This window comes from Aliamphritea ceti (assembly GCF_024347215.1).
GTDB classification, from domain to species: domain Bacteria; phylum Pseudomonadota; class Gammaproteobacteria; order Pseudomonadales; family Balneatricaceae; genus Amphritea; species Amphritea ceti.
The window spans coordinates 4039784-4064384 of the sequence record NZ_AP025282.1; the positions used below are offsets into that span (position 1 = coordinate 4039784).

The window sequence follows — 24601 nt, forward strand, 5'->3', positions numbered from 1 at the left end:
GCCGGGTATTTTTTTATTATCGTGCCTGATAAGCCTGCCAATGCTTCGTGCCCCAGGCGGCTAGCTTTCGCAGCCCTATGCCGGAACGCAATTCGAAAACTTCATAGTGAAAACGACTATTTCGTAAACCTCTGGCACCCAGCTGCTGCAAAAGAGATTCACGCATAGGCTTTGGTCCACAGTAATACACCCGAACTTCATCCAGACTGGCTTGCAGACTACCGCAAATATCATCTGCAGAAAGACGACCACGTACGGATGTTTCGATTAGATGCAAACTCAATTCGGGGCGTTTATCGACAATACTTTGTAATTCTTCCAGATGCGCAGCCTCATTCAGTTCACGCACACAGTAAAACAACTCAACCGGCGTAGAACACTTTTTATCCTGTGCCCAGGCGAGGAAAGGCGTAATACCTATGCCAGCAGCAATCCATACTTCGGCTTGCACATCCGGCACCCGTCGAAAATGCCCATATGCATTGCTCACATATACACGCATACCAGGTTCTGCCTTACGCTTTAGCTGACGGGTATAATCTCCCAATGCTTTAACAGTAAAACGTAGATTACCCTGCTGATCAGGCGCCTGGCTAATCGTAAATGGATGAGGCTCATCCAGCTGTTGGTCTGCAAATGACAAAAACGCGAACTGGCCCGACTGATGCTTAACAGCACGACCTTCCTGCTTTAAAGTCAGCGCCAGGGCACTGCCCTGAACTTCACGATTCACCACCTGGTATGCATAGCGACCGGTCATCCAGGTAAAAGGCATTAAAGTATACAAATAACACAGAATGCCCAGCACACAGAAACCCAGAGCATACATACCCAAAAGACTCTGCAATTCAAAAGGTTTTAACATAAAGACATAATGAAATGCGCCACAAACAAACATTGCACCCATAAATTTATGTGTTTTACGCCACAGGTGATAAGGCACAAAAGTAGCAATTGAAATAACCACTAATATCAGTAAGCCATAGAGACTCAGCTCACCAAGTGTTTCAGCCAGATCAACTAACCAGGTCTCCTGACCCAGCCCGTCGATTTCTGCATCTACCGTATCGTGAATAAGCACCGCTGCCATCGCAGCAATCCCTATCCATTTATGTAATACATAAATTCGATCAAGCCCGCCAAATACCCATTCCAGCCACCTCATTCGAGTGGCCAGTAATTGAGATATTCCCATCAGAACCAGAGCAGCAATGCCAATATATTGTGAAAATAAAGCCCCTGTATCATATTTTCCAAACAGAGGAATGAAACTATATAAGGGAAAAAAAACGGCGATTAAGACCAATAAAACACCAACAATTCGCATATAAACATCCTGCTGTAAAAGAAATATAAACTGTTTTAACAGTCAGTCATTACCGTTACGTAAATGCCGGTTCAAATTCTGTAGTTGCTGCAGTAACTGCTTAAACTCAACGGTTTCCAAACCTGTTGAACAGGCTACTTCTTGTTGAATAGAAGTAATTTCCGGGGTTAATTCACGGGCTTTATCTGTCAGGCCCACCATGACTTTACGCTCATCTTCTGCGTCACGGTAGCGGTTAATCAGGCCAGCCTGTTGCATACGCTTCAACAGAGGCGAAAGCGTACCTGAATCCAGAAATAGTCGCTCGCCAAGTGCTTTGACTGTTACCTCGTCTTCCGGCGTCAACGCCAGAAATACAAGGTACTGGGGATAGGTCATATTCAGGCGACCCAGCAAGCTTTTATACTCTTTGGTTATCGCCTGAGCGGTCGAATAAAGCGCAAAACATAAGCGCTCATCGAGTAAAGAAAGGTCATCTGTTGCAGTCATCTGCGGATCTATTCCAACGCTGAGGGCGGTACAAAAAGCAGAGCTATGCCCTGCTACTTTGTTCTGGAATATATCATGAAGCTAAGCCAAGCCGGAATTTATTGCTCCAGCATCAAACTGAAACTAACCGGAACGGTATAACCTATGTTGTCCAATCCAGCCAAGGACTTGAGCTTATCAATACCTGCTGTCAGACCAAAGGTTTCGGCACTCAGAACTACAGGTTGGCTGCTGCTGGCAAGAATCTGCTGACCGTCTGACATGAGACTGACTTTCACTTTCAAAGGTTTTTCCAGCCCATGAAAGCTAAGAGTGGCATCAACTTCAGCATTCGAAAAACCACCATCTTTTGCTGTCTGCATAATTTCAGCCGGTAGTTGGCTGGTCAGAGTTGCCATCTTAAACTTTGAAGTTTCAAACAGATGCTCACGCATTCGATCGTTACGTATTCCGATATTTGTTTCGATACTGTCCAGATCCAGCTGAATTGACAACTCACCTGCATCATTTAACTGCCCGGCCAGACGGGTAATATGAAACACTTCGGCGATATGTACTTTCTTTACCGATAAAAAATTCAAACTGGATTTCTGATTGTTTAATTGCCAGTCAGCCTGAGCCCCCATGCTGGCAGCCAGCATACAGGCAGCCAGTGCCGATGCCGGTAATAACCGTGTTAGCGTATTCAGATTCATTACTTTTCTCCTTAAATTTAAACATCAGATCCGTTATAACTTCCAGAGCAGAGCACCCAAATTAGCTCTCCTCTGGCAGCATACATAATCAGATAATATTCAGTACAACGTCAACATTGTTACGGGTTGCATTAGAATATGGGCAAACTTCATGCGCTGCCGAAATGAGTGTATCCAGTTCATCACGCGCCATGTCAGGCACTTCAATGTTCAGCACTACATTAATATTAAATCCCTGCCCTACAGGACCGATGCCCACTTCGCCATTAACCTTAGTCGCTGCGCTCAGCAACTGCCCGTTTCTCTGTGCGACTACTTTCATCGCACCAATAAAGCAGGCTGCATAACCCGCAGCAAATAGCTGCTCAGGGTTCACACCAAACTTACCCGCACCGCCTAAGGCCCTGGGCGTAGTGAGCGGCATATCCAACGCACCGTCATCAGAACGAACGTACCCTTCACGCCCACCTGTTGCTTCAGCTTTAGCTACATATAAGGTTTTATCTAATTGCATACGATTACTCCGGATAGATATGACTTTATGCATATAAAGTATTACACAATTAAATTGTGCGCAATTAATATTTAGTAATCTGTTAGCAAAACCTTCCGCTAGCCCATAAAAAAAGCCTGTCCAAAGACAGGCTTTTATCACTATCAGCTCGATTATTCAGACAATTGAACTGGCTAGTTAGATTTTAGCTTTCGATAATCGGTCACCGGTAAGCCACCTATCCCCCAGTCCTCAAGCGGAACCTCATCAATCACTACAAAAGTAGTTGCTGGCTGCTTATTTAAAACCTTAGAGAGCAACTCAGTAACACCGGCAATCAACTCAGCTTTCTGCTCCTGTGTTGGCCCCGTATTATCAATACCACCTTCTTTCGTTACTTTAATATTTACATAAGGCATTTATAGCTTCTCCGTTTCAGTATCATTCAGCTGGCCTGAATTCATTAATCATTGATAAGTAAAAACTTTGGACATGATCCGCCAGCCATGCTGATCAAAAGTTAATGTTAAAAAATCCGTATATTCCCGCTCTAACATAGTCATTGAGGCTTTAACAAACGCCAAACGCTCACCACCAAGCTCAACTGAGATAATTCGTTCGCAACGGGCATCACCATTAGCAGCAGGTGGTATACGTTTATCCACCGCAGCGAAATATTCAGCCAGCGACTTATTCATGTAGTCGCCTTCTACCATATTCACGTAACGTGCATCCGGATGAAAAACCTTTGCCAATACCTCAGTATCAGCCAGATACAGACCTTCAAAATACACATCCATAGCACTGCAAATAGTCGCTATTGCTTTTGCTGACTCATTCATCAGACCAGCCCTTCAGCTTTAAAAGCTTCCTGAACCGCCGGACGTTTGCTCACCCGCTCAACAAAACGGGCAATCCTGGGCCAGGGATGCAAATTGATACCGACAAAATTAGCCCAGTTACTGACCACAAAAAGATAAGCATCTGCCACAGAAAAATCACTGCCCGACAGATATTCACGGTCATCTGCAAACAAGTCATTCAGATAATTAAATTTGCTATTCAGACTTGCCCTGGCATTGTCTTTATCAGCTTCAGTGGCTGTTCCTGAGAAAAATGCCCCAAAAGCTTTATGCAGCTCAGAACTGACATAATTCAGATGCTCTTGCAGCCGAACCCGCTCGATAGTTCCTGCAGTAGGCGCCAGACGACCCGGTGCGCAGTGATCTGCAATATATTGCAGTATCGCAGCGCCCTCGGTAAGAACGTCACCGGACTCTAACTGCAGTACAGGCACATAACCTTTAGGATTGATCTCACTAAAATCCATGCCTGACTGGGTTCGGCCGATGTCAGTATCAACCGCTTCAAGTTCGAAGCCAGCCCCTGATTCGCGCAAAATAATATGTGATGCCAACGAACAGGCACCCGGTTTATAAAACAGCTTCATCGCTTGTCCTCTTCTCAATACATGATCAACAAGAGCAAGCGTACAGAGACAAATAAACTATAAATAACATTGTTTTTTCAATATCATGATCTAAAAATCAGATCGAGATACCCATACGTGACATACGAACAGCTCCTTATTCTTCAGGCAATAGTCAGTGAAGGAACTTTCAGAAGCGCCGCCGAACACCTGCACAAATCGCAATCGGCAGTCAGTCATATGTTAAAAAAACTGGAAGATGATATTGGCTTTCTGCTGTTTTCCCGTGAAGCATATCGTCCGCAACTTACTCCCGAAGGAGAAGTATTTTATCGCCAGGCAACCCGTGCTATTCAGCAAATGCAACAACTGCGCACAACCGCCCGAAATTTAAAAGCCAGACACGAAGCTTTTGTATCCCTTGCAGTAACAGCAACCTACCCTTTAACCCCTGTTTTAGAGGTTATCGGTCATATCAAGCAACAATACCCCACGACGGACATTAACCTCTCCCGCGAAACAATGGCTGGCCCACTGGAGCGGCTATTACAGCAGGAAGCCGACATCATTATTGCCACAATGGACGGCGTACCGGTTGATCAGGTAGAAGCCATTCCATTCGCTAATATCACCATAGTCCCTGTTGCTCATCCCGATTTCGAAGCAGCACAAAATCCACAGATGAAAACGATTAGCGAAATTCAAAGCTATACACAGATTATTGTTGCCGACAGCAGCACAAGCGCTACCAGCCAAAGCAGAGACCTTTTGCCTGGAGGACTCCGCTGGACGGTCTCTGATTTTGCAGCAAAAAAAGAAATCCTGCTCGCAAAGCAAGGCTGGGGAGGGATTCCCACACATATGATTGAAGAAGAACTTGCCAACGGCAGCCTGGTCGCACTTAATGTCGAAGGTTACCCACCTCGCTATTCTCAGCTATTTCAAATCCGGCGGAGAAATTCAAATACAGGAATAGTTGCACAGGCAATCTGGCAACAACTCACAGAATTACAGCACTCAACCACATGATATAAAACGTAAACACCTACCCCAGAAACGAAAAAAGCCAACCTTTCGGTTAGCCTCTTCTGTTTTATCACGCTGGTAGCGGGGCCAGACTCAAACTAACCACCTTCGCCCGGGGTTATAAAGAGCTGAGCCCGACGAGCCACACTGAAATATAATCTCAAATTTCAGGCATAAAAAAAGCCTATCTATAAAGATAAGCCTCTCTTTCTTACGTTGGTAACAGAGGCCAGATTCGAACTTATGACCTTCGCCTGGGTTATAAAGAGCTGAGCCCGACGAGCTACCTGCCTGCTATAAAATCATCTACCCCAGAAACGAAAAAAGCCAACCTTTCGGTTAGCCTCTTCTGTTTCATCACCTTAGTAGCAAGAACCAGACTTAAGCTGGCGACCTTCGCCCGGGATTATAAAAAGCTGAGCCCGACGAGCTACCTGCCTGCTATAAAATCACCTACCCCAGAAACGAAAAAAGCCAACCTTTCGGTTAGCCTCTTCTGCTTTATCACCTTGGTAGCAAGAACCAATCTTAAGCTGGCGACCTTCGCCCGGGGTTATAAAAAGCTGAGCCCGACGAGCTACCTGCCTGCTATAAAATCATCTACCCCAAAAACGAAAAAAGCCAACCCTTCGGTTAGCCTCTTCTGTTTAATCACGCTGGCAGCTAGGCCAGACTCGAACTGATCACCTTCGCACGGGGTTATAAAGAGCTGAGACCGACGAGCCACACTGAAATATAATCTCAAATTTCAGGCATAAAAAAAGCCTATCTATAAAGATAAGCCTCTCTTTTTACGTTGGTAGCGGGGGCCAGATTCGAACTTATGATCTTCGCCAGGGTTATAAAGAGCTGAGCCCGACGAGCTACCTGCCGGCTATAATAATTACATACCTCAGAAACGAAAAAAGCCAACCTTTCGGTTAGCCTCTTCTGCTTTATCACGTTGGTAGCGGGGGCCAGATTTGAACTGACGACCTTCGGGTTATGAGCCCGACGAGCTACCAGGCTGCTCCACCCCGCATCAACGTGGGACGCATATTAAGGACTCGGTGGTCTTAATGCAAGGAAAAACTTAATAAAAACATTATTGTCTGAGTTTTTAGCGCAACCTGCCTAAAACATAAATTGCCAGTTTTTAATGCAGTGATCGAAACGCTGGCCGATAGCCTGTTTAGAGATTAACTAAACTGATCCGGCGGAACACAGTTTCGCCTTATTCGAACTCCATAGGTATCAGGACAAATATATGGCTCTTATTTACGTCATGGACCCAATGTGCAGCTGGTGCTGGGCATTTCAACACCCGCTTCAGCAGCTTACAGAACGGCTCAACCCTGATATTCAGGTACTTTGCTATATGGGTGGGTTAGCCCCCGATAGCGACCAGCCAATGGATCCTGAGCTGCGTCAGGCGATTCAGTACACATGGCAACAGATTGAAGCCCGCACCGGCACCAGCTTTAATCATGACTTTTGGGCAAACTGTCAGCCAAGACGTTCTACTTACCCGGCTTGCAGGGCGGTCATTAGCGCTGAAAGCATGCAGCCCGGAGCAGGTATGCGTATGATTAAAGCAATTCAGGAAGCTTATTATTTACAGGCCAAAAACCCTTCGGATGCCAGTACACTTATTGAATTAGCTGCTGAACTGCAGCTAAATGAAGTACGTTTTGCTGAGGTTTTACAAAGTACTGAAACAGAACAAACTCTACAGTCAGATCTGCGCTTCAGCCATTCTATCGGCGTACAGGGTTTTCCCTTCCTCGCATATCAAAGCGATACAGGCATTGAACCATTAGCGGTTGGCTACTGTAGGGAAGAACAATTACTGACCCGGGCGGCACAGCTGGGCATAATTACTTAAGGCCTCATAAATAGCAGACACAAAAAAGGGAGTGACTGGCACTCCCTTTTTTTTGGCTTAAAAATTAGCTGCGGACAATAGAAACGTCCTCAGCCTGCAGCCCCTTATCACTCTCGCGCACATTGAAACGCACATTTTGCCCTTCAGACAAAGAACGGTGGCCACGGCCGCGAATGTTACGAAAATGTACAAACACATCATCGCCATTTTCACGCGTGATAAAACCGAAGCCCTTGGATACATTGAACCACTTAACCGTACCCAATTCACGATCATCATCTTCAGACGCATAATCGTCATCAGCCATATCCATCTGGCCAGATGCAGGTTTGCTAAACGCACCTGCTGCAACACAACTTACTACAACAATACCGAAAATTAACACCATATCCATTACTGGCAACTCGCCTTCGCCGGATAATCCGCCTATCACAGCCAGGATTCCCACTGTTGCAAGTGCACTGACAACAACACTAACTATCAGTTGATTAACACTCATTCTGGATCTCTTATCATTATTAAAAGTTAAATTTATAATATCTGCAGATGCGAAACTTGTAACTCTGCATAATTTATATACCTATTTTGGTAAAACTATTCAATACCTTAGGTATACTTAAGCAGGAATAACTGACATCTGAGAGAGTTTGCACTCTTTTACCTGCCTGATTATGATGTCGCCGCACTTTTCTTCAGAAAATCAACGATCACGGAAATACCCCAAATGTCAGAAAAAGACCGCATTACCGACCTCGAAGCTCGCCTGGCATTTCAGGAAGATGCCTTGGATAAGATGAGCGAAGTAATTGCCAAGCAGTCACAGGAAATGGATCGTATGAATGTATTGCTGAAGCACCTTCATTCACAGGTTAAAATGATAGGTCAGGACGCCATCAGCTCTCCGGATGCCGACGTACCACCACCTCACTATTAATGCTCAATATTCCCCGACAGGTTTACGGCATTTTTTTAAGCGCATAAATATCGTAGCGGCTGGACTTACCCAGTAACTGAAAGCTCGGCACAACACCTTCCAGACTCGGCCCGGTAATTTCAGGTGCTTTCCGTGAACGCTTCACTACAACCCGGTAACCGGCACAATCCAGCGCGGCACGCAGCAATGCTTCCGCGTCAGGATCTTCTCCGACAACATCCCGAAACACAGCCATTTCCTTCTTCACCTGCGCAGTCTTATCGGTATGAGGAAACATTGGATCGACATACACCACATCCGGACGCAGGGCGTCTGAGACATTCGCCAGCCATTCAATACTATTGGCATGCTGCAACTGCATATGCACCGCAATATCGGCCGTTTCCGAATCATTCTGAGCCAGCTTTAAACCACTTTCCAGCAAGCAATGAATAATCGGTGAGCGTTCTACCATCTGCACTTCACAACCTAAGGTAGCCAGCACAAAACTATCGCGACCTAAACCAGCAGTTACATCAGCAACTGATGGCCGGGTACTGCCTTTGATACCCACAGCTTTGGCAATCATCTGTCCTTTGCCGCCACCAAACTTACGCCGGTGAGCAACCGCGCCGGTAACAAAATCAGCCATCACAGGGCCTGGCGCTTTCTTGCCTGTTACCTGTAAATGTACCCCTTTAGGCCCGCAGAGCAGTAACTGAGGATACTCACAAAACTTAAGGTTAAATTTTGTCAGGCATGGCAAACCTAAACGCTCTGCCAACGCTTCGGCGTCGGGTTGCCAATATGGGTCTGTCGCAGCAACAGCTAACTCAAGTTCAGCTAATCCATCAGGCCGTAGCAAAGTACACCGCCAACAGGGTTACACCCAGTATCATCCGATAAATAACAAACGGCCCCATCCCAATACGGTCAAGCCACTTAAGGAATAAGTGAATACAAGACAACGCACTGATCGCCGACAAGACCGTACCCGCAAGTATCATTTCCCACTGATCGGCGGTACCTGTTTCAAGTAAGTCCATCCCTTTAAACACCCCGGCACCTAAAATTACCGGTATAGATAAAAGGAATGAAAAACGGGCTGAAGACTGACGGTCAAACCCCAGCATCAAACCGGTCGTCATGGTAATCCCTGAACGAGATGTACCCGGAATAAGAGCAATGGCCTGAGAAAATCCAATATACAGTGCATCTTTGAGGGTGATATCAGTCAGTTGGCGCTGCTCAGTACGGTTACGATCGGCCCACCAGAGCAAACCGCCAAAGATCAGAGTAGTGCCGGCAATAACCAGAATACTTCGCCCATAGGTATCTACCACACTGCTTAGCATTAGCCCGGCAATAACTGCCGGTAACGTTGCCAGAATCACCAACCAGGCAAGCTTGCCGTCAGCTCCGGCACTGCGCCCTGTACAGGTCACTAACCAGGCTTTAAGCATGCTCCAGATATCCTTACGGAAATACAGCATCACCGCCGCTAATGAGCCAATGTGCACGCCAACATCGAATGCCAGCCCCTGGTCTTCCCAGTTAAGCAGCTGTGATGGCAGAATTAGATGTGCTGAGCTGGATACCGGCAAAAACTCAGTTAATCCCTGAATCAATGCCAGTAAAATAATTTGAAACCAATCCATGAAAATTCCTAAATATCCGTAAGTTTACTGCTCTGACTTTTTCTTCTGCTGATCAATCTTCTTCCAAGTAACCTCATCACGCAGATATACCGGATGCGCGTCTTCAGGCGCAATTCCTTTACCTTCAGCGAAATCTGTCGCCGCTAACTGAGCCATACAACCAGCCGTCGGATAAATATCCAGTAAAGGCTCTGTAATCATCTGTTGTACTGGTGCCTGCATATCTGCCAGATAACTCCAGCCCTTACCTGCTCCGCACCACTGTGTTGAATCAGGTAATGTCAGTGCCTGTGGTGGACAAACAACCTCATCACCCAGACCAACCAATACATCGTTATCCAGCTGGTAAGCACGCCAGTAAACTTCATTCATCCGCGCATCAAGCGTTGCGATAACCTGATTTACACCCTGAGTCTGGGTTGTTTTCAAGGCAATTGCGGCCAATGTCGAAACAGGCAGTACTGGTAACTCAGCAGCAAACGCCAATCCCTGTGCAGCACCGGTCGCTATACGAATACCGGCAAACGAGCCCGGTCCCCGGCCAAAAGCGATAGCATCCAACTGTGCCACACTGATACCTGCTTCGATCAGCATTGCTTCAACCATCGGCAGTAACTGCTTAGTATGCTGACGGGGAATGATACGAAAATCTTCCAGAAGTTCGCCGTTATAACTCAGTGCGACAGAACAGGCGTCAGTGGAAGTATCCAGGGCTAAAATATTGGCCATTTATATCGATCCAAAGGAGGGAAAATAAAGGCCGTTATTCTACTGCCGGGCAGGGAAAAATGCACCCGGCACAGAAACAATAACGGCTTAAGACAAGAACCGGGCTTATTCCCCCCAGCGAGGCAACAGATCCTGTTCAATATGCAGTTGGTTAAGAATGCGGGCCACCACAAAATCGATCATGTCTTCCACGCTTTGCGGCTTGTTATAAAACCCGGGGCTGGCAGGAATCACAACCGTTCCCATCCGGGTCAGCTTTAACATGTGCTCCAGATGAATTTCTGAGTATGGCGCTTCACGGGGAACCAGTATCAGTTGGCGGCGCTCTTTCAGCGCAACATCTGCTGCCCGTTCTATCAGATTATTGCTGGCACCGCAGGCAATGGCCGATAAAGCACCGGTACTACAGGGACATACCACCATCTTAGCCGGAGCCCCTGAGCCAGATGCGACAGACGCCATCCACTGCTGCTTACCAAACACCTGAATCTGGCCGTCTTTAGCATTAAAGCGTTGCTGCAGATATTCAGCCTGTGCCTGGGTATTGCCCGGCAATTGCTCGTCAGTCTCAGTCGCAATAACAACCTGAGCAGCCTGGGAAATCATCACCATTACCTGACAATTAGCCTGCACCAAACATTCAAGTAAACGCAAACCATACTGCGCCCCGGAGGCACCGGTAATAGCCAGAGTTATTGCTTCACGATATGCCGACATTATGTTTCCTGCTTTTCAGTTTCTCAGACGATTGCTCTGAGACGACTCTTGTCTTGACGATTGTTTTAAAAAATACTTATTTAGAGACAAGTACATTGTTCTGAGCAAAACCTCAGACATTAGCCTGAAGTTTTGCCACCAGCTGACGATGAATACCACCAAAACCACCGTTGCTCATAATGACAATATGCGTACCTGGCTCAACACCCACCAATTGATCAATAATACTGTCCGTGGTGCCTGCCAGATGAGCAGTTACCGGGCTCGCATCGATGACATCCTGTAATGACCAGTCCAGCCCTTCCGGCTGATACCAGTAGACCTCATCCGCAAGGCGGGCAGACTCTGCTAACTTCGCCCGATGACTTCCCAGCCTCATGGTATTTGAGCGCGGCTCAATTACCGCTATCACTTTTTCGTTTCCTACCTGCGCGCGGATACCCTGCAAGGTAGTTTCAATGGCTGTCGGGTGATGGGCAAAATCATCATAGACCCGCACCCCATTAACATCAGCTAATAATTCCATACGCCGCTTAACACCAGAAAACGCACATAAGCCTTCGATGCCATGCTCAGTCTGAACACCCACATGACGAGCAGCTACCAGCGCCATCAGGCCATTATTTACACTGTGCTTACCCGTCATATTCCAGCTAACCGTGCCCTGCATTTCACCGTTATGTAACACTTCAAAAACAGACCCATCGGCTTCTAACAAGCGCGCCTGCCAGTGTTCGCCAGCATGACTGAAGCTTACCTCAGCATCAGTAACGGCGGTTTGTACTTGCTGCGTCCAACACCCCTGCTCGATAACTTCCGCTAATGCAGGCTGGTCAGCAGGTAATATTACCTGACCATTTTCTGGCACAATACGCACTACATGATGAAATTGACGCTGAATCGCTGCCAGATCAGGAAAGATATCAGCATGATCATATTCCAGATTATTCATTACCAGCGTCCGCGGACGGTAATGCACAAATTTCGAGCGCTTATCAAAAAACGCCGTATCGTATTCGTCCGCCTCAATGACAAAAAACGGACTGCCGCCCAGCCGAGCCGAACAGGCAAAATTCTGTGGAATACCGCCAATCAGGAAGCCCGGCGTCATATCCGCATGTTCCAGTAACCATGCAAGCATAGTAGCAGTAGTGGTTTTACCATGGGTGCCAGCCACTGCGAGTACCCACTTCTCCTGCAATACATGTTCAGATAACCATTGTGGTCCCGATGTATAACGCATGCCCTTGTTCAGCATAGCTTCAACGCAGGGATTACCCCGGGTCATCGCATTACCAACGATAATCATATCCGGCTGTGGTTCCAGCTGCGCCGGATCATAACCTTCTATCAGTTCTATGCCCTGCTCTTCCAGTTGAGTACTCATTGGCGGATACACATTGGCATCTGAACCTGTCACCCGATAACCCAACTCTTTAGCCAATACAGCCAGACTTCCCATGAAGGTTCCGCAGATACCTAAAATATGAACATGCACAGGGCTTTGCTCCTTGTTTTAAAAGCTCAGAAATAAATGCACAGAAATAACTGTGGTAACGGCGACCAAAAACGCTGAAACAGTCGCTACTCCGGTAAAATTGGCCTCATCATACCAGCTGGGACAACGAGTTTTTCAGATAATTTTATAGGGCTCTGCACCACGACTTTCTGCGTTACCCAAATCAAACTGAAAAGATTCCCGGCTAAGTATGTAAATTCAACATATAATTTACCTAATTTGTATGGATTTCTGTGTAATTCCACCCGGATTAGCGTAGAATTCGCACAATTTTTCAAACCTGAGAACTTTGCAAAACGTCATCAAATGACTGGGGAAAAATGGGATAAAACCTGTTATTTCACCAAACACAGATAACGTATAAAGCTCTCCACTCATACCAATCCAAACCCGAAGGTTTAAGCACTCATGCTACTGCTTAGTCAGTTTCTGAAACACCAAGACACTCCCGATGATCTGATCGAACTTACCGACACCCTAATGGTTGCCTGTAAAGAGATCGCTATCCAGCTGCGTGAAGGCGCACTGGCCGGTATTCTTGGCACCTCTGAAGAAGTTAACGTCCAGGGCGAGACCCAGAAAAAACTCGATATCATTTCTAACGATATCCTTAAAGCAGTATTACTGGATAACCCTCTGGTTGCAGGCGTCGCTTCTGAAGAAGAAGAGCATCCTGTTGCCGGTAATCCTGAAGGTAAGTACCTGGTTACTTTTGATCCGCTGGACGGCTCATCCAACATCGACATTAACGTGTCAGTAGGTACTATCTTCTCAATTCTGGAATGTCCGGAAGGTATGAGCGGTGGCGACGAAGCTGCATTCCTGCAGGCTGGCCGTAAACAGGTTGCTTCCGGTTACGTTCTGTACGGCACTTGTGCAGTACTGACGCTGACTACCGGTAACGGTGTGAACATGTTCACCCTGAGCCACACCGGTGACTTCATCCTGACCCGTGAAAACATTCAGATTCCGGAACAGACTCAGGAATTCGCAATCAACATGTCCAACCAGCGTTTCTGGGAACCGGCCATGCAGAACTATGTGTCTGATCTGTTACTGGGTGAAGAAGGCCCACTGGGTAAGCGTTATAACATGCGCTGGGTTGCTTCAATGGTTGCTGAAGTACACCGTGTACTGACCCGCGGTGGCATTTTTATGTATCCATGGGATAAACGCGCACCACAAAAGCCGGGCAAACTTCGTCTGATGTATGAAGGTAACCCAATGAGCTGGCTTATCGAACAAGCCGGCGGTCGCAGTACTACCTGCTATAGCGACATCCTGGATGTTGAGCCGGATAAAATCCACCAGCGTGTTGCTGTGGCACTGGGCTCCAAACAGGAAGTAACAACAATGATGGGGTATCACGGCGAAAAATAATCGCTCTGAATCCCCCGGCTGTTGTGCGATAAACAGGTTTTCTGACACAACAGCCGATATTAAGTCGAATATAAACATGGCATCGGATGTGTGTATAATCCGGCCAGACGATTTAACCCGATCACCCTGTCAGACCTATAGTGTCGACGGTGTTTTCTAAATATTGAGGAAGGCTAACAATGAGCTTTGCAAAAGTCCCTGCTGGTAACGATCTGCCAAATGACATCAACGTAATCATCGAAATTCCGGCTGAAAGCTCACCGGTTAAATACGAAATCGACAAAGATTCCGACGCGATTTTCGTTGACCGTTTCATGGCTGCACCTATGTTCTACCCAGCTAACTACGGCTACATCAACAACACGCTGGCCGATGATGGCGACGCGCTGGATGTATTAGTTGTTACACCATACCCAGTCGTACCAGGTTCTGTTATTCGCTGCCGCCCGGTTGGCGTACTGAACATGACTGATGAAGCGGGTGAAGACGCTAAACTGGTTGCTGTACCGCACGACAAATTGAGCAAGGCTTACAAAGATGTTCAGGACATCGAAGACCTGCCACAAATGTTACGTGACCGTATTAAGCACTTCTTCGAAAACTACAAAGGCCTTGAAGAAGGTAAGTGGGTTAAAGTTGAAGGCTGGGACAACGCTGAAGCAGCTAAAGCAGCTATCATCGAATCTCAGAAAGCTTACGAAGCAAGCAAGTAATTCTTCTGATAATGTTTACAAAACACCCGCACTTGCGGGTGTTTTTGTATCTGCAAGCAAAAGCACTGAATACACTCAACAGACAGCCGTTATATTTATCACTGCGAATAACGTTACCCAGACAGGTTCAGTGATAACAAACGCTTACTGCTTATCAGCAGTAGCCGGCTTACCACTATCCAACTTACCAGCCTCACCTGTGAACAACCCCGGGCCAGAAGGCGATTCAGTATTCGCATGATATTCAAACGGCTTAGCTGAACAGGCACTCAGTAGCGCGCTTAACCCCAGTATCACCATTAATTTTAACCACATAACTCCTCCTCTGAATAATACTCATAAAGAAAATTCAGATAAAAAAGCCGGGCTGCCACAAATATGCAACAACCAGGCCTTTGGTGCTCTGTCATAACTTTTAACGCGTTATTTAAGCGCTACAAAAGCACTCTCTTAGCATTGCTGTTAAAACTTAACCCGGGCGCCCATAATGATGGCATCAATATCATCTACATTGCCTGCGGCACGATCCAGTTGATAATTCCGGTAACCCACATACCCTTCCGTGGACCACTTATCAAAGTTCTGAACGAGTTGCAGACCAAAGTTTTCACCTTCATCGCCCTGCAGTGCCAGATCATCATTCTGGCTGTAATCTACCGATACCGCCGTCAGACCATGGGAGAACAGTTGTGTCTGGTAACCCACTTTACCGTAGTAAAAACGTGGATTGTCCCCACTGACCACATCCCGTTCACCGGCTGCAACTGTGAAGTTAAGGCCATTATCCAGTAACAGCGAAACCGAGCCGTTGACCTGGTTATCCACAGTTGTTGAATCCGGCTCAGAATAGGCAATTGCCGCTGCTAACTGTGCGCCGTCGAACTCACCAGCATAACGCAAAGCGGTATCCCATGTTTCACCGTCAACAACACTAGCAGAAACAGTAAAGTTACCGAAACTTGGCGTGTCGTAACGTACCCGGTCACCACGGCCCTGGCCATCAAAGTTTGAGAATACATTGCCCACCTGAGTGGATGTCAGCGTGCCGTTGCTGTCACGGAATAAAATCGCACCAGCAATATCAGCGGTACTCGAATAACCCACCAGATCAGTGCCCGACAAATCCACTTCAGATGTGCCATCAGACGCACTGGAGCCTTGGCCCAGCCACAACTTACCGTAGCGTTTGCTATCAAAATACACTTCCAGACGGCGCTGATTAATACCATTACCATTGCTGATGCTGGTCGTCTGATTATTCTGATTTACGGCAAAGCTGGAATTAGATACAAACTCAGCTTCAATAGCAGAACCTATTGTCAGATCATCCGACACATCGGCCTCGCCAATTACCCGCAAACGGGTTGATGATGAATCGTTATCGACGTTGTAGGTTTCGCTCTCTCTGCCATCATCCGCATAGAGCAAGCCACGGTTCACATGACCAGATACAGTTACCCGCACATTCTCATTGCCGGAAAGAATCCCCCGTCCCGATGTCGCTGCATCCGCTTTTGCTTCAGCAGCTTCGGCTTTTTGAGTAGCAACAGTTGCCTGTTGTTCAAGCTGATCCAACCGGTCTGTCAATGCCTGTATCTGCGCCCGTAGCGCTTCAGTTTCAGCACTGGCAGCCTGCGCGCCAACGCTTAGCAGCGCCATACTGGCAGTCACCGCCAGTGGTAATAATTGTTTTTGTAATCGCATAGGAGAACTCCCGTTCCAGAATAAAAAATACCGGCTAATGGCCGTTTGCCCGGTGAATCAAAACTCTGAAGTCAGTTTCATCAGACCCACTGACCACCGCCGGTAACAGTTAAATAACTCAAGGGGTAACTGTTCTGTTTGCCAAAAAGCAGCGAAGTTCTCTGAAAATCTTTTATTTGGACGTTAAGACATATTAAATGGACGAGTAGACAGAAAAGCGGCGATTCAGTGAGGATCGTTGATAACCATGAACAGCTTTATTTATAACAGGCATAAAAAAGCGCTTCTGAGCAGAAGCGCTTTTCCAGAGATGATTCTCAGTCAGATCTGACTAAGCTTTGGCAGCAATTTTATCCAGACTTTCTTTTAAGGCCTGGTCGAGAATATCAATACCACGATCTATTTCTGCTTCAGTCACCGTGAGGGGTGGCGCAATTCGCCATACCGAACCACGCTCTTTTCGGCGCCGGATATTCATACTCAGCCCCAGTTCAAAACAACGCTTTGTCGTGATTTCGCCAAGTTCATGATATGCCTCTTTCGTCTGGCGATCTTTCACCAGTTCAACCCCCAGTAATAAACCGAGACCACGGATATCACCAATCTCTTCATACTTATCCATAAGCCCTTCTAAACGGCCTCGCAGATAATTGCCCACCGTATGCGCCCGCTCAACCAGATTATCTTCAACAATAGTACGCAAGACAGCAAGGCCGGCGGCAGCAGGCAAAGGATCAGAAACATGGCTGGTGTAATAGGTAAAACCCCGTTCATGCACAGTTTGCTCGATTGCCTCAGTAGTAATAGTGGCGGCAAACGGCAAGCCGCCTCCCAGGCTCTTAGATACACTCATAATATCTGGTGTAATACCGAAGTGACTGGCACCAAACTTCTTACCTATACGGCCAAAAGCAGTTTGCGCTTCATCAAAGATAAGCAACATACCACGCTCATCAGCCGCTTGGCGTAACCCTTCCATATAACATTGCGGCGGTACGATGACACCTCCAGCACTGATAACAGGTTCAACAATAATAGCTGCTGGTGCACCGGCACTGTGCATATCGAACATTTTAAAACCCAGCTCAAGAGCAGCCATTGCGGATTCATCATCCGTAGCGCCGGGAATGTGCGGGCGATAACTGTACGGTTCCGGTATTGCAAAAACACCGGGCATGGTTGGGCCATAACCACGACGGTCACTGGCATAGGAAACGCTGGAAGCCGCACCGGTTACACCGTGCCATGAACCTCCAATCGCGATAACTTCAAAGCCTCCTGTGTATAGCTTAGCCATACGCAATGCTGCTTCGTTGCTCTCAGAGCCAGTATTGATAAACAGGGACTTCTTCAGATCGCCCGGCAGCCAGTCTTCCGCAAGTGTTTGTCCCAGTTCAGCGACTACATCCGGAATCATTCCGCTGAACATGTGATAAGCGCGCTCACCACACTGGCGAACAGCTTCGATAATAGCCGGATGGTTATGGCCAATGGTGGCGCACATCTGGCCAGATGTGAAATCCAGAATTTCACGGCCGGAGTCATCCCGAACAATGCAGCCAGAGGCATGTGTAAAAATATTCTCGAACGTATCGCCGCCGTAGCGAACCAAGTATTCCTTAGCTGCAGCACGAAGATCCTGAGTCATTGCTTATTCTCCTAAAGATATAAGTGTCTGACTACAGGAACTGGCCGCCAGTCAGAAGTCTAAAATGCCATCCTCGCCTATCCGACTGAGAATCGTGGCTAATGAGTGATCCAGATGCTCACTGACGGTCGCAAGAAAAGCGTCTTCATCACGTGTATATAACAATTCAATCATCCGCCGGTGTTCAGCAACCGCTTCATCAATGCGTGTGCCTATATTCCACATAAAATAACGTGGAAAGCTGTTCCATAAACTGCGGACAGACGCCACCAGATATTCGTTACGACTGGCAGCAAATATCAGTAAATGAAATTCCTCATCCACTTTTACCAGTTCTTCAAAACGTCCGGCTTTCGCATATAACGCCATTCGCTCAACCAGCAATTGCAATTCATCAATTTCAGTTTCTGTAATAGCGTCGAAAGCCAGTTTTGAGGTTTGCGTCTCGATAATTTTACGCGCGGTATAAATTTGCTTAATGCGCTCTACATCCATAGTTGCAACACGTGCACCACGATGTTGTTCGTAACTCACCAGTCCAGCGGCTGTTAGCTCGCTGAATGCTTCCCTTACCGGCGTACTGCTCAGTCCTAAATCAGCAGCAACATCGTTTTGCCGTAATGCCTGACCAGGCTCATAACGGCCAATACGTATTGCATGCCGCAACTCTTCAGTTGCTAACTGACGCTTGGTTTGAAAGCTTACTTTCATAGTTTCACCCAGGTGATTTTATGAACTTTACATATTATATATAATATATACAAATTAACTTTAGACTACCGAACTCAATATCAGTCACATGAACCGGCAGCACAGCTATTCAGCGCTATAACAAACTGATAAGCAATGAGAAAAATCAAGAATTGGCGCTATTTTGACCATCTTGAATTATTTGCATCTTCATGGCTTAACAGCAGAGGTTTTTAAGAGGAAAAACAAAAATGATGCTCATAAACTGAACAGTATATGGAATAGTCAGGCTATTCAGTTTCAGAAGCTGGATACGAGTTAGACATAACTTCGCTGACTTTATGTACAGCATCTTTCTGCCGAACATCTAAATGTCGGTATGTATCCAAAAGAATACTTTCATCTTCGCTTAATCGTTGCTCTATGAAGGTGTTCATTCGTTTGCCAGTCAAAATATACTGCACATCAGCCCCTTCAGCAGCAATCGCTGATAAGTAACCAGCATCGGGCATACGCAGGCCTTTTTCATAGTTAGACTGAGCATTCCGGGCAACGCCGCCAAAGCCAGCAAATACCTGCTGGCTCACATTCAGACGTAACCGTTCTTCCTTAAGCCGTGCTCCAATACAATCCATACGAATACTTTTATATTGACCTGCACTCTTTTGGGTGCAATATTATTACAGTAACTAGCCGTTACTCACACATACTGACAGGGAGTAATTATAACCATGGAAACCGGCAAAACCACTGGAAAAAATATTCGCGTACAAACTGTACTGAAACACTCGTTATACTTGCGCTTACAAAAGCTGCGCCTCAATGAGGACCGTTCAGAATCTAAGATGGCAGCAATTCTCATAGAAGAGGCTCTGAATGCACGCCAGTCAAAATCAGAATGAGCTGATACACATATGTAACTCATACCAATTTCAGTAACAGGATAGACCGTGTTAATCCCTTCCCTTAACGCCTCTCTGCACCCTGAATCCGTTATTCAAAGACTTGCCGATACATCCTTCTTTTTTCAGTTAATGAGTTATAAACACATAAAAAAACCCGGCCACCAGGGCCGGGTTTAGATTCTGCAGTTCGGCCACTGCAGTAGGCGTCAGCTGCATTACAGCTGAAATTTCTCAGATTTATCGATCACCATATCGACCCGGCGATTTAAACGCCGTCCTTCTGCGGTTTTGTTATCGGCCATAGGCTGTACTTCACCATAACCGACTACTTCTAACCGGGCAGGGTCTATACCGTGGGTATTTGTCAGTCGATCATACACCGCCTGTGCACGCCGCTGAGACAAGCCCATATTGTACTGTTCAGTCCCAATATAATCCGTATGACCTGCAATAACTCCCACCACTTCCGGGTTATCTTTAAGGAATGTCGCAGCATCACTGATATCTTTATCATAACTATTAACCAGAACCGCTGAATCAAATGCAAATTTGGCATCCATTCGGAAGGCCAGCTTGTCGCCGTCTATTTCACGGAAGCGACTGTCAGTTAATAGTCCCGCCATAATGGCTTCTTTATCAAAGGTTGTTTGCACCGGCAGTTCAGGTGGGCAACGTCCTTCAAGATCATTACGTGGCTCTATCGCATCCTGAGCCGCTTTAGCGCCGTCAATACCAGCCACATCATATGAAGCCAGCAATTGGCCCATAGTGGCCAGCGTGCGCGCCTGAGCCAGTTTCAGGTTATGCACAGTATTCACATAGGTACGACGTACTTCGAAGTATTCATTTTCTGTATCAAGCAAATCCAGCAAGGTTCGCTGACCAATATCAAACTGTTCACGATACGCAACCCGCGCATCCGCCACAGCCGCCTGGTTACGGGCAATATACTGTTCCTGCTGACGCAAACTACCAATATCATTGAATGCAATCACAGTATCCTGGCGAACATCACGACAGGCTTTCTCACGCAACTGAAACGCGACATCGACTAACTTATCGAACTGCCGCTGACGTGCCGCATCTGAACCGCCATTATAAAGGTTATAACTCATCAGCAATTCAATCGCCTGCTCTTCCCGACGCTCATCTACTCCATCAGTAAAGTCTTCAACTTCTCCTCTCAGGCGTAGATCTAACCGTGGCATCATCGCTGCATCACGGGCTTTACGGGCGGCGTGCGCAGCCAGAACATTTTCAATTGCGGCATTAAGACGCGGACTAAGTACATAAGCCCGCTCCAGTGTGTCTCCACGGGTATTTGGAATCAGCAAATCAGGTAACTCAGGTACATCTAAGCGGGCTGCTGGCAACTCTCCTACGACACGTTGAAAACGTGCTGTCACATCATGCAGATTAGTAGCTTCTGTCAGTAAATTCGCTTCAGCCAGAGCCAGGCGGGCAGTTGCCTGCTCAAGATCCACACGGCGGGCGATGCCTGCTTCATGACGTTCTTCGATATCGGCAAAAATACTACGGTGTTGAATATAGTTATCTTTAGCCAGCGCGACTAGCTGCTGATAGCGCATCGTATCCATGTACGCACGCACGGTTTCCAGTGCCACAGCTTCAGAAGTACTGCGGAACTCGTAAAATCTAACTTTGCGTAAATGATCCAGCCGGGACACTTCATTTCGGGTCGCAAATCCATCGAACAGCATTTGCGTTAGGGTTAACCTGACATTCCAGGGCTCATAATCAATTTCAGGCTGATTACTTCGATCTAATTTTTCATGTCCGATCTGACCTGTCAGATCAACTTTTGGATAATAACCACCTTCACCTGCACGCTGTTCTTCAGCGGCGGCTTCAAAGGTATACCAGCTGGCCAGTACATCCGGATTTTGCACAACGGAGCGCGATATTGCTTCGTTTAATGATCCGACAGGCTCGGCCAAAGCCGGAGATGCCACAAGTATAATTGTGGCGAGCAAGTAGCGATAAGCCATCTCCCATCTCCCTCTGTCATCAAATCAAATCCGTTTGCCCTTTGATGCACCATAGTTAAGGAATCTGAGAATTATCCTGACCTGCTCTGCTCAAAGCAGCGCAGCATTCCAGACTAACCTGACATCCATCACCGCATGCATACCAGTTTCCGTTGAACCACAGGTCACTGCTTGCATACTGAATATCAAATTGCCCCGAACTCCTGAAATTCATCAGGTTTATTCTTCTATTCCATCATTAAAAATTTTCACCTTTGTCTAAAAGTAGTCGGTGGATGCAAGTAAGTAAAAAAATTTTAACGTAGTTTCCTCCTCAATTTTTTTTATAATCCGCCGCTAATTTATATGGCCGCAAAGGATTAATGCCCACGTTTGCATAGAAATTGCATTAAAAACCGAAAGTTTCTGTAACTAAATCAAAAACTTCAGATTATTAATTTACTTACACGGGCATTAGCTAATTTATGATCCTAAAAAAGCGGATTACCGGACTGATCTTAATCCTTCTAAGTATCAGCACGCCAAAATACGTTATTGCTCAGGTGAGCATAAAAAAACTGCAGTCTGTTAACGAACAAAAATATGGAGAAATTGCAGCAGAAACAATTACTAACTGGCAGGCTTTACTTGAAAGCAGTACTGATTTAAGTACTGAAGAAAAGCTATTCAAGATTAATAATTTTTTCAATAAGCGAGTACGCTTTGAATCTGACAGGCAAATCTGGCAGCAGACAGACTATTGGGCTACTCCCTTAGAAACCCTTGCAAAAGCACGTGGTGACTGCGAAGACTTCTCCATTGCCAAATACTTTTCGTTGATTTTACTTGGTATTCCGGAAGAGCAACTACAGCTTACTTATGTCAACGCAACACGTAGCTTTCCTGGAAGGAAAGTAAATCAGACACATATGGTCGTTACGTATTTTCCAGAAGACTCTGGATCTCTGGTTCTTGATAATTTAGTTTCAGAAATTAGACCGAGCTCGGAACGCTCTGATTTAAAAACAATTTTTAGTTTTAATGATGATGGCTTTTGGGTCGACGGTGAAAACCAGTTTAAATCTCCGGAAAAAAGAATTCGCCGCTGGGGAGAAGTTAAATCACGTATGCAGGCAGAAGGATTACTATAAAAAATATCAAGTGAATTCTTCTTGAAAAATATTTCATGCATTTTTATTTGATTAGATATTTTCATCGTTTAAAGAAATATAGAAAAATTATCCCAGGCATTTATCGCTAGAAAAAAAGTCCCCCGACCTATTAACATCAGTTTTTATGATGCCTGTTAATACCAAAAGGAAATATTAATCAGCTTTATTTATAAATTAATGATCATAAAATCAATTGTTCATGCTCCTTCTCAGGCAATATATCCAGTTGTGATTGTAGAGATTTACGTACCAACTGACGCTTGAGTATCTTTTTTTGCACAGGTACGGGTAAATCCGTGAAGCGAATCTGATTCTGCTCCACTAATAGCATCACCAGATCTTCAATCACCCGGATCAGTGGTTTATCCATCCGGGTGAGCTCATCCTCTTCTACAGAAGCGGTAAGGTTAAAAATATCCTCACAATCCTGGTTATCCAGAGGGGCAAAACCATCCAGTGGTTCCTTGCTAACAGCGGCAATGTGTTGCCGCTCATCACGCTTCACATAAATCATCCTGATACCTGCAGCATGTTTAATCAGTAATCAATTTACCATTATCAACCAGGTCCTGAATTAACAGCGCCTGATCGGAGTTTCCGGTTACCAAATCTATTCCTGTCAGCTCAATGGTTTGCTCTTCTACGGCATCAACATTCGTGAAGTCACTGTTAAATCCACCGGTCGTGCTGATATGAACAACTGTATCGCCATCATTACTGAGATCAAAATACAGATAGTCAGTCAGGTCATTATTTTGTTCATCAACCAACAAGTCACTGAGATCAAGAACGTCACCATCACTGCCAGGCAAGGCTGTATCAAAATCAGTAATGACATCTTCAGCCGGATCCCCCGGACTACCTCCGTCATTCAGATTCCAGACAAAGGTATCACTACCCAGGCCGCCAGTAAGCGTATCATCCCCACCCCCACCAATTAGCGTATTAGCCTCTTCATTACCGCCCAGAGCATCAATTGCATTTGTTCCGGTTAAAGTATCCTCTGTACCGCTGATACTTATATTGATGCTATCTGCTGCAACATCAAAATCAGAGTCACGAACATTGAACGGAGCGATCAAACTGAAATCCTGATTTTCAGAAAGGTAATCCACTGTCAGCTCATCAGGTACCAATTTATATTCACCTTCATCTGCTTCAAAAACTATAAAGGTAAACTCGCTGAACCCTGCATCAGACGCATCAAGCTCAAATGTATCTCCATCGTTTACTACGACTGATCCGCTAAAACCACCGGCAGGTAAGTCTGTATAAGTAAATCCATCCTGCCCCAGCATAGCGAGTTCAGCAGGTGTAACCGCGTAGACGGTGTAACGCAAAGTAGCAGAGGCATTACCATTGGTATCCACCATCAGACTAATCTGCGTCACCCCCTGATCGAAACTCATAAATAGATGATCTTCCTGGCCAGAATCAGAATCAATATCCTGACCATTTCCTACCCCCATGCTATTTGCGCTGGTATTGACAGTACTACGTACATATTCATTCTCACCATCATCAAATTCATAACCATAGAAG

28 protein-coding genes and 1 tRNA gene are annotated in these 24601 nt (G+C 46.1%); 7 read left to right on the top strand and 22 right to left on the bottom strand.

Annotated features, from left to right (window positions below; all coding sequences use genetic code 11):
- Positions 1 to 16: 16 nt before the first annotated feature.
- From OCU49_RS18500 to gstA, 7 genes are all read right to left on the bottom strand, one after another.
- Positions 17 to 1327 (bottom strand): ferredoxin reductase family protein, encoded by a 1311-nt coding sequence (locus OCU49_RS18500; RefSeq protein WP_261842034.1) that lies wholly within the window; start codon positions 1325 to 1327, stop codon positions 17 to 19.
- A 42-nt stretch (positions 1328 to 1369) separates the two neighbouring features.
- The gene (locus OCU49_RS18505; RefSeq protein ID WP_261842035.1) at positions 1370 to 1816 is read right to left on the bottom strand and encodes a MarR family winged helix-turn-helix transcriptional regulator; all 447 of its coding nucleotides are present in this window, start codon (positions 1814 to 1816) and stop codon (positions 1370 to 1372) included.
- A gap of 98 nt (positions 1817 to 1914) precedes the next feature.
- Positions 1915 to 2511: a YceI family protein gene (locus OCU49_RS18510; RefSeq protein ID WP_261842036.1), complete on the bottom strand. Its 597-nt coding sequence runs from the start codon at positions 2509 to 2511 to the stop codon at positions 1915 to 1917.
- Positions 2512 to 2599: 88 nt separating this feature from the next.
- Positions 2600 to 3025 carry an organic hydroperoxide resistance protein gene (locus tag OCU49_RS18515; protein WP_261842037.1) on the bottom strand — a complete coding sequence of 142 codons (426 nt, stop codon included), beginning with the start codon at positions 3023 to 3025 and terminating at the stop codon, positions 2600 to 2602.
- A gap of 173 nt (positions 3026 to 3198) precedes the next feature.
- Positions 3199 to 3423, bottom strand: coding sequence for a tautomerase family protein (locus tag OCU49_RS18520; RefSeq protein ID WP_261842038.1), 225 nt, complete (start codon positions 3421 to 3423; stop codon positions 3199 to 3201).
- A gap of 48 nt (positions 3424 to 3471) precedes the next feature.
- Positions 3472 to 3846, bottom strand: a complete 375-nt coding sequence (locus OCU49_RS18525) for a nuclear transport factor 2 family protein (RefSeq protein ID WP_261842039.1) — start codon at positions 3844 to 3846, stop codon at positions 3472 to 3474.
- Positions 3846 to 4454, bottom strand: coding sequence for a glutathione transferase GstA (gene gstA, locus OCU49_RS18530; protein ID WP_261842040.1), 609 nt, complete (start codon positions 4452 to 4454; stop codon positions 3846 to 3848). Before gstA ends, OCU49_RS18525 begins: the two co-directional genes overlap by 1 nt.
- A gap of 117 nt (positions 4455 to 4571) precedes the next feature.
- Between gstA and OCU49_RS18535 the strand changes: the two genes are divergently transcribed.
- Positions 4572 to 5462 (top strand): LysR family transcriptional regulator, encoded by an 891-nt coding sequence (locus OCU49_RS18535; RefSeq protein WP_261842041.1) that lies wholly within the window; start codon positions 4572 to 4574, stop codon positions 5460 to 5462.
- Between the two features lie 941 nt (positions 5463 to 6403).
- On the opposite strand, the gene OCU49_RS18540 is transcribed toward OCU49_RS18535, so the two are convergent.
- A tRNA-Met gene (locus tag OCU49_RS18540) sits at positions 6404 to 6480 on the bottom strand.
- 225 nt (positions 6481 to 6705) lie between these two features.
- Here OCU49_RS18540 and OCU49_RS18545 point away from each other — a divergent pair.
- On the top strand, positions 6706 to 7323 hold the full coding sequence (locus OCU49_RS18545; RefSeq protein ID WP_261842042.1) for a DsbA family protein: 618 nt from the start codon (positions 6706 to 6708) through the stop codon (positions 7321 to 7323).
- A 64-nt stretch (positions 7324 to 7387) separates the two neighbouring features.
- Here OCU49_RS18545 and OCU49_RS23710 read toward each other — a convergent pair whose 3' ends face one another.
- Positions 7388 to 7822: a cold-shock protein gene (locus tag OCU49_RS23710; protein WP_272885300.1), complete on the bottom strand. Its 435-nt coding sequence runs from the start codon at positions 7820 to 7822 to the stop codon at positions 7388 to 7390.
- Between the two features lie 225 nt (positions 7823 to 8047).
- On the opposite strand from OCU49_RS23710, the gene OCU49_RS18555 reads away from it, so the two are divergent.
- A complete protein-coding gene (locus OCU49_RS18555; RefSeq protein WP_261842043.1) occupies positions 8048 to 8257 on the top strand; it encodes a SlyX family protein in 210 nt (69 codons plus the stop codon).
- Positions 8258 to 8279: 22 nt separating this feature from the next.
- Here the strand turns inward: OCU49_RS18555 and OCU49_RS18560 are convergent, their stop codons facing one another.
- The 5 genes from OCU49_RS18560 to mpl all read right to left on the bottom strand — a co-directional run bounded on the left by OCU49_RS18560 (position 8280) and on the right by mpl (position 12838).
- Positions 8280 to 9101, bottom strand: a complete 822-nt coding sequence (locus tag OCU49_RS18560) for a class I SAM-dependent methyltransferase (RefSeq protein WP_261842044.1) — start codon at positions 9099 to 9101, stop codon at positions 8280 to 8282.
- Positions 9088 to 9894, bottom strand: a complete 807-nt coding sequence (locus tag OCU49_RS18565; RefSeq protein ID WP_261842045.1) for an undecaprenyl-diphosphate phosphatase — start codon at positions 9892 to 9894, stop codon at positions 9088 to 9090. The genes OCU49_RS18560 and OCU49_RS18565 overlap by 14 nt, the downstream gene beginning before the upstream one ends.
- A 24-nt stretch (positions 9895 to 9918) precedes the next feature.
- Positions 9919 to 10623, bottom strand: coding sequence for a tRNA (adenosine(37)-N6)-threonylcarbamoyltransferase complex dimerization subunit type 1 TsaB (gene tsaB / locus OCU49_RS18570; RefSeq protein ID WP_261842046.1), 705 nt, complete (start codon positions 10621 to 10623; stop codon positions 9919 to 9921).
- A gap of 105 nt (positions 10624 to 10728) precedes the next feature.
- Entirely contained in the window at positions 10729 to 11340 is a 612-nt protein-coding gene (locus OCU49_RS18575; RefSeq protein ID WP_261842047.1) for a flavin prenyltransferase UbiX, read from the bottom strand.
- A 112-nt stretch (positions 11341 to 11452) separates the two neighbouring features.
- Complete coding sequence (gene mpl / locus OCU49_RS18580) at positions 11453 to 12838, bottom strand: UDP-N-acetylmuramate:L-alanyl-gamma-D-glutamyl-meso-diaminopimelate ligase (RefSeq protein WP_261842048.1); 1386 nt, start codon at positions 12836 to 12838, stop codon at positions 11453 to 11455.
- 429 nt (positions 12839 to 13267) lie between these two features.
- On the opposite strand from mpl, the gene OCU49_RS18585 reads away from it, so the two are divergent.
- Together OCU49_RS18585 and ppa are read left to right on the top strand one after the other, a co-directional pair.
- A complete protein-coding gene (locus OCU49_RS18585; protein ID WP_261842049.1) occupies positions 13268 to 14239 on the top strand; it encodes a class 1 fructose-bisphosphatase in 972 nt (323 codons plus the stop codon).
- 179 nt (positions 14240 to 14418) lie between these two features.
- Positions 14419 to 14952, top strand: coding sequence for an inorganic diphosphatase (gene ppa / locus OCU49_RS18590; protein WP_261842050.1), 534 nt, complete (start codon positions 14419 to 14421; stop codon positions 14950 to 14952).
- Between the two features lie 144 nt (positions 14953 to 15096).
- Here ppa and OCU49_RS18595 read toward each other — a convergent pair whose 3' ends face one another.
- From OCU49_RS18595 to OCU49_RS18615, 5 genes are all read right to left on the bottom strand, one after another.
- Positions 15097 to 15267, bottom strand: coding sequence for a hypothetical protein (locus OCU49_RS18595; RefSeq protein ID WP_261842051.1), 171 nt, complete (start codon positions 15265 to 15267; stop codon positions 15097 to 15099).
- Between the two features lie 147 nt (positions 15268 to 15414).
- Positions 15415 to 16656 carry a porin gene (locus tag OCU49_RS18600; protein ID WP_261842052.1) on the bottom strand — a complete coding sequence of 414 codons (1242 nt, stop codon included), beginning with the start codon at positions 16654 to 16656 and terminating at the stop codon, positions 15415 to 15417.
- A 331-nt stretch (positions 16657 to 16987) separates the two neighbouring features.
- Positions 16988 to 18304, bottom strand: coding sequence for an aspartate aminotransferase family protein (locus OCU49_RS18605; RefSeq protein ID WP_261842053.1), 1317 nt, complete (start codon positions 18302 to 18304; stop codon positions 16988 to 16990).
- 51 nt (positions 18305 to 18355) lie between these two features.
- On the bottom strand, positions 18356 to 19015 hold the full coding sequence (locus tag OCU49_RS18610; protein WP_261842054.1) for a GntR family transcriptional regulator: 660 nt from the start codon (positions 19013 to 19015) through the stop codon (positions 18356 to 18358).
- Between the two features lie 269 nt (positions 19016 to 19284).
- A complete protein-coding gene (locus OCU49_RS18615) occupies positions 19285 to 19629 on the bottom strand; it encodes a helix-turn-helix domain-containing protein (RefSeq protein WP_261842055.1) in 345 nt (114 codons plus the stop codon).
- A gap of 96 nt (positions 19630 to 19725) precedes the next feature.
- Here OCU49_RS18615 and OCU49_RS18620 point away from each other — a divergent pair, with 96 nt between their 5' ends.
- A complete protein-coding gene (locus tag OCU49_RS18620) occupies positions 19726 to 19896 on the top strand; it encodes a hypothetical protein (protein ID WP_261842056.1) in 171 nt (56 codons plus the stop codon).
- 218 nt (positions 19897 to 20114) lie between these two features.
- Here OCU49_RS18620 and OCU49_RS18625 read toward each other — a convergent pair whose 3' ends face one another.
- A complete protein-coding gene (locus OCU49_RS18625) occupies positions 20115 to 21908 on the bottom strand; it encodes a TolC family outer membrane protein (protein WP_261842057.1) in 1794 nt (597 codons plus the stop codon).
- 464 nt (positions 21909 to 22372) lie between these two features.
- Between OCU49_RS18625 and OCU49_RS18630 the strand changes: the two genes are divergently transcribed.
- Positions 22373 to 23038 carry a transglutaminase-like cysteine peptidase gene (locus OCU49_RS18630; protein ID WP_261842058.1) on the top strand — a complete coding sequence of 222 codons (666 nt, stop codon included), beginning with the start codon at positions 22373 to 22375 and terminating at the stop codon, positions 23036 to 23038.
- Positions 23039 to 23240: 202 nt separating this feature from the next.
- On the opposite strand, the gene OCU49_RS18635 is transcribed toward OCU49_RS18630, so the two are convergent.
- Positions 23241 to 23573, bottom strand: a complete 333-nt coding sequence (locus OCU49_RS18635; RefSeq protein WP_261842059.1) for a hypothetical protein — start codon at positions 23571 to 23573, stop codon at positions 23241 to 23243.
- A 19-nt stretch (positions 23574 to 23592) separates the two neighbouring features.
- Complete coding sequence (locus tag OCU49_RS18640) at positions 23593 to 24528, bottom strand: type I secretion C-terminal target domain-containing protein (protein WP_261842060.1); 936 nt, start codon at positions 24526 to 24528, stop codon at positions 23593 to 23595.
- Positions 24529 to 24601 lie beyond the last annotated feature (73 nt).

Excerpts from the sequence above, each read along its gene's own strand:
- OCU49_RS18625 (WP_261842057.1), bottom strand. The coding sequence starts at position 21,908 with ATGGCTTATCGCTACTTGCTCGCCACAATTATACTTGTGGCATCTCCG.
- tsaB (WP_261842046.1), bottom strand. The coding sequence starts at position 10,623 with ATGGCCAATATTTTAGCCCTGGATACTTCCACTGACGCCTGTTCTGTC.
- OCU49_RS18505 (WP_261842035.1), bottom strand. The coding sequence starts at position 1,816 with ATGACTGCAACAGATGACCTTTCTTTACTCGATGAGCGCTTATGTTTT.
- OCU49_RS18630 (WP_261842058.1), top strand. The coding sequence starts at position 22,373 with ATGATCCTAAAAAAGCGGATTACCGGACTGATCTTAATCCTTCTAAGT.
- OCU49_RS18615 (WP_261842055.1), bottom strand. The coding sequence starts at position 19,629 with ATGGATTGTATTGGAGCACGGCTTAAGGAAGAACGGTTACGTCTGAAT.
- OCU49_RS18605 (WP_261842053.1), bottom strand. The coding sequence starts at position 18,304 with ATGACTCAGGATCTTCGTGCTGCAGCTAAGGAATACTTGGTTCGCTAC.
- gstA (WP_261842040.1), bottom strand. The coding sequence starts at position 4,454 with ATGAAGCTGTTTTATAAACCGGGTGCCTGTTCGTTGGCATCACATATT.
- OCU49_RS18610 (WP_261842054.1), bottom strand. The coding sequence starts at position 19,015 with ATGAAAGTAAGCTTTCAAACCAAGCGTCAGTTAGCAACTGAAGAGTTG.
- OCU49_RS18545 (WP_261842042.1), top strand. The coding sequence starts at position 6,706 with ATGGCTCTTATTTACGTCATGGACCCAATGTGCAGCTGGTGCTGGGCA.
- OCU49_RS18500 (WP_261842034.1), bottom strand. The coding sequence starts at position 1,327 with ATGCGAATTGTTGGTGTTTTATTGGTCTTAATCGCCGTTTTTTTTCCC.
- OCU49_RS18595 (WP_261842051.1), bottom strand. The coding sequence starts at position 15,267 with ATGTGGTTAAAATTAATGGTGATACTGGGGTTAAGCGCGCTACTGAGT.
- OCU49_RS18600 (WP_261842052.1), bottom strand. The coding sequence starts at position 16,656 with ATGCGATTACAAAAACAATTATTACCACTGGCGGTGACTGCCAGTATG.
- OCU49_RS18565 (WP_261842045.1), bottom strand. The coding sequence starts at position 9,894 with ATGGATTGGTTTCAAATTATTTTACTGGCATTGATTCAGGGATTAACT.
- OCU49_RS18515 (WP_261842037.1), bottom strand. The coding sequence starts at position 3,025 with ATGCAATTAGATAAAACCTTATATGTAGCTAAAGCTGAAGCAACAGGT.
- OCU49_RS23710 (WP_272885300.1), bottom strand. The coding sequence starts at position 7,822 with ATGAGTGTTAATCAACTGATAGTTAGTGTTGTTGTCAGTGCACTTGCA.
- OCU49_RS18525 (WP_261842039.1), bottom strand. The coding sequence starts at position 3,846 with ATGAATGAGTCAGCAAAAGCAATAGCGACTATTTGCAGTGCTATGGAT.
- OCU49_RS18555 (WP_261842043.1), top strand. The coding sequence starts at position 8,048 with ATGTCAGAAAAAGACCGCATTACCGACCTCGAAGCTCGCCTGGCATTT.
- OCU49_RS18640 (WP_261842060.1), bottom strand. The coding sequence starts at position 24,528 with ATGGGGGTAGGAAATGGTCAGGATATTGATTCTGATTCTGGCCAGGAA.
- OCU49_RS18520 (WP_261842038.1), bottom strand. The coding sequence starts at position 3,423 with ATGCCTTATGTAAATATTAAAGTAACGAAAGAAGGTGGTATTGATAAT.
- OCU49_RS18635 (WP_261842059.1), bottom strand. The coding sequence starts at position 23,573 with ATGATTTATGTGAAGCGTGATGAGCGGCAACACATTGCCGCTGTTAGC.
- OCU49_RS18620 (WP_261842056.1), top strand. The coding sequence starts at position 19,726 with ATGGAAACCGGCAAAACCACTGGAAAAAATATTCGCGTACAAACTGTA.
- OCU49_RS18510 (WP_261842036.1), bottom strand. The coding sequence starts at position 2,511 with ATGAATCTGAATACGCTAACACGGTTATTACCGGCATCGGCACTGGCT.
- ppa (WP_261842050.1), top strand. The coding sequence starts at position 14,419 with ATGAGCTTTGCAAAAGTCCCTGCTGGTAACGATCTGCCAAATGACATC.
- OCU49_RS18585 (WP_261842049.1), top strand. The coding sequence starts at position 13,268 with ATGCTACTGCTTAGTCAGTTTCTGAAACACCAAGACACTCCCGATGAT.
- OCU49_RS18575 (WP_261842047.1), bottom strand. The coding sequence starts at position 11,340 with ATGTCGGCATATCGTGAAGCAATAACTCTGGCTATTACCGGTGCCTCC.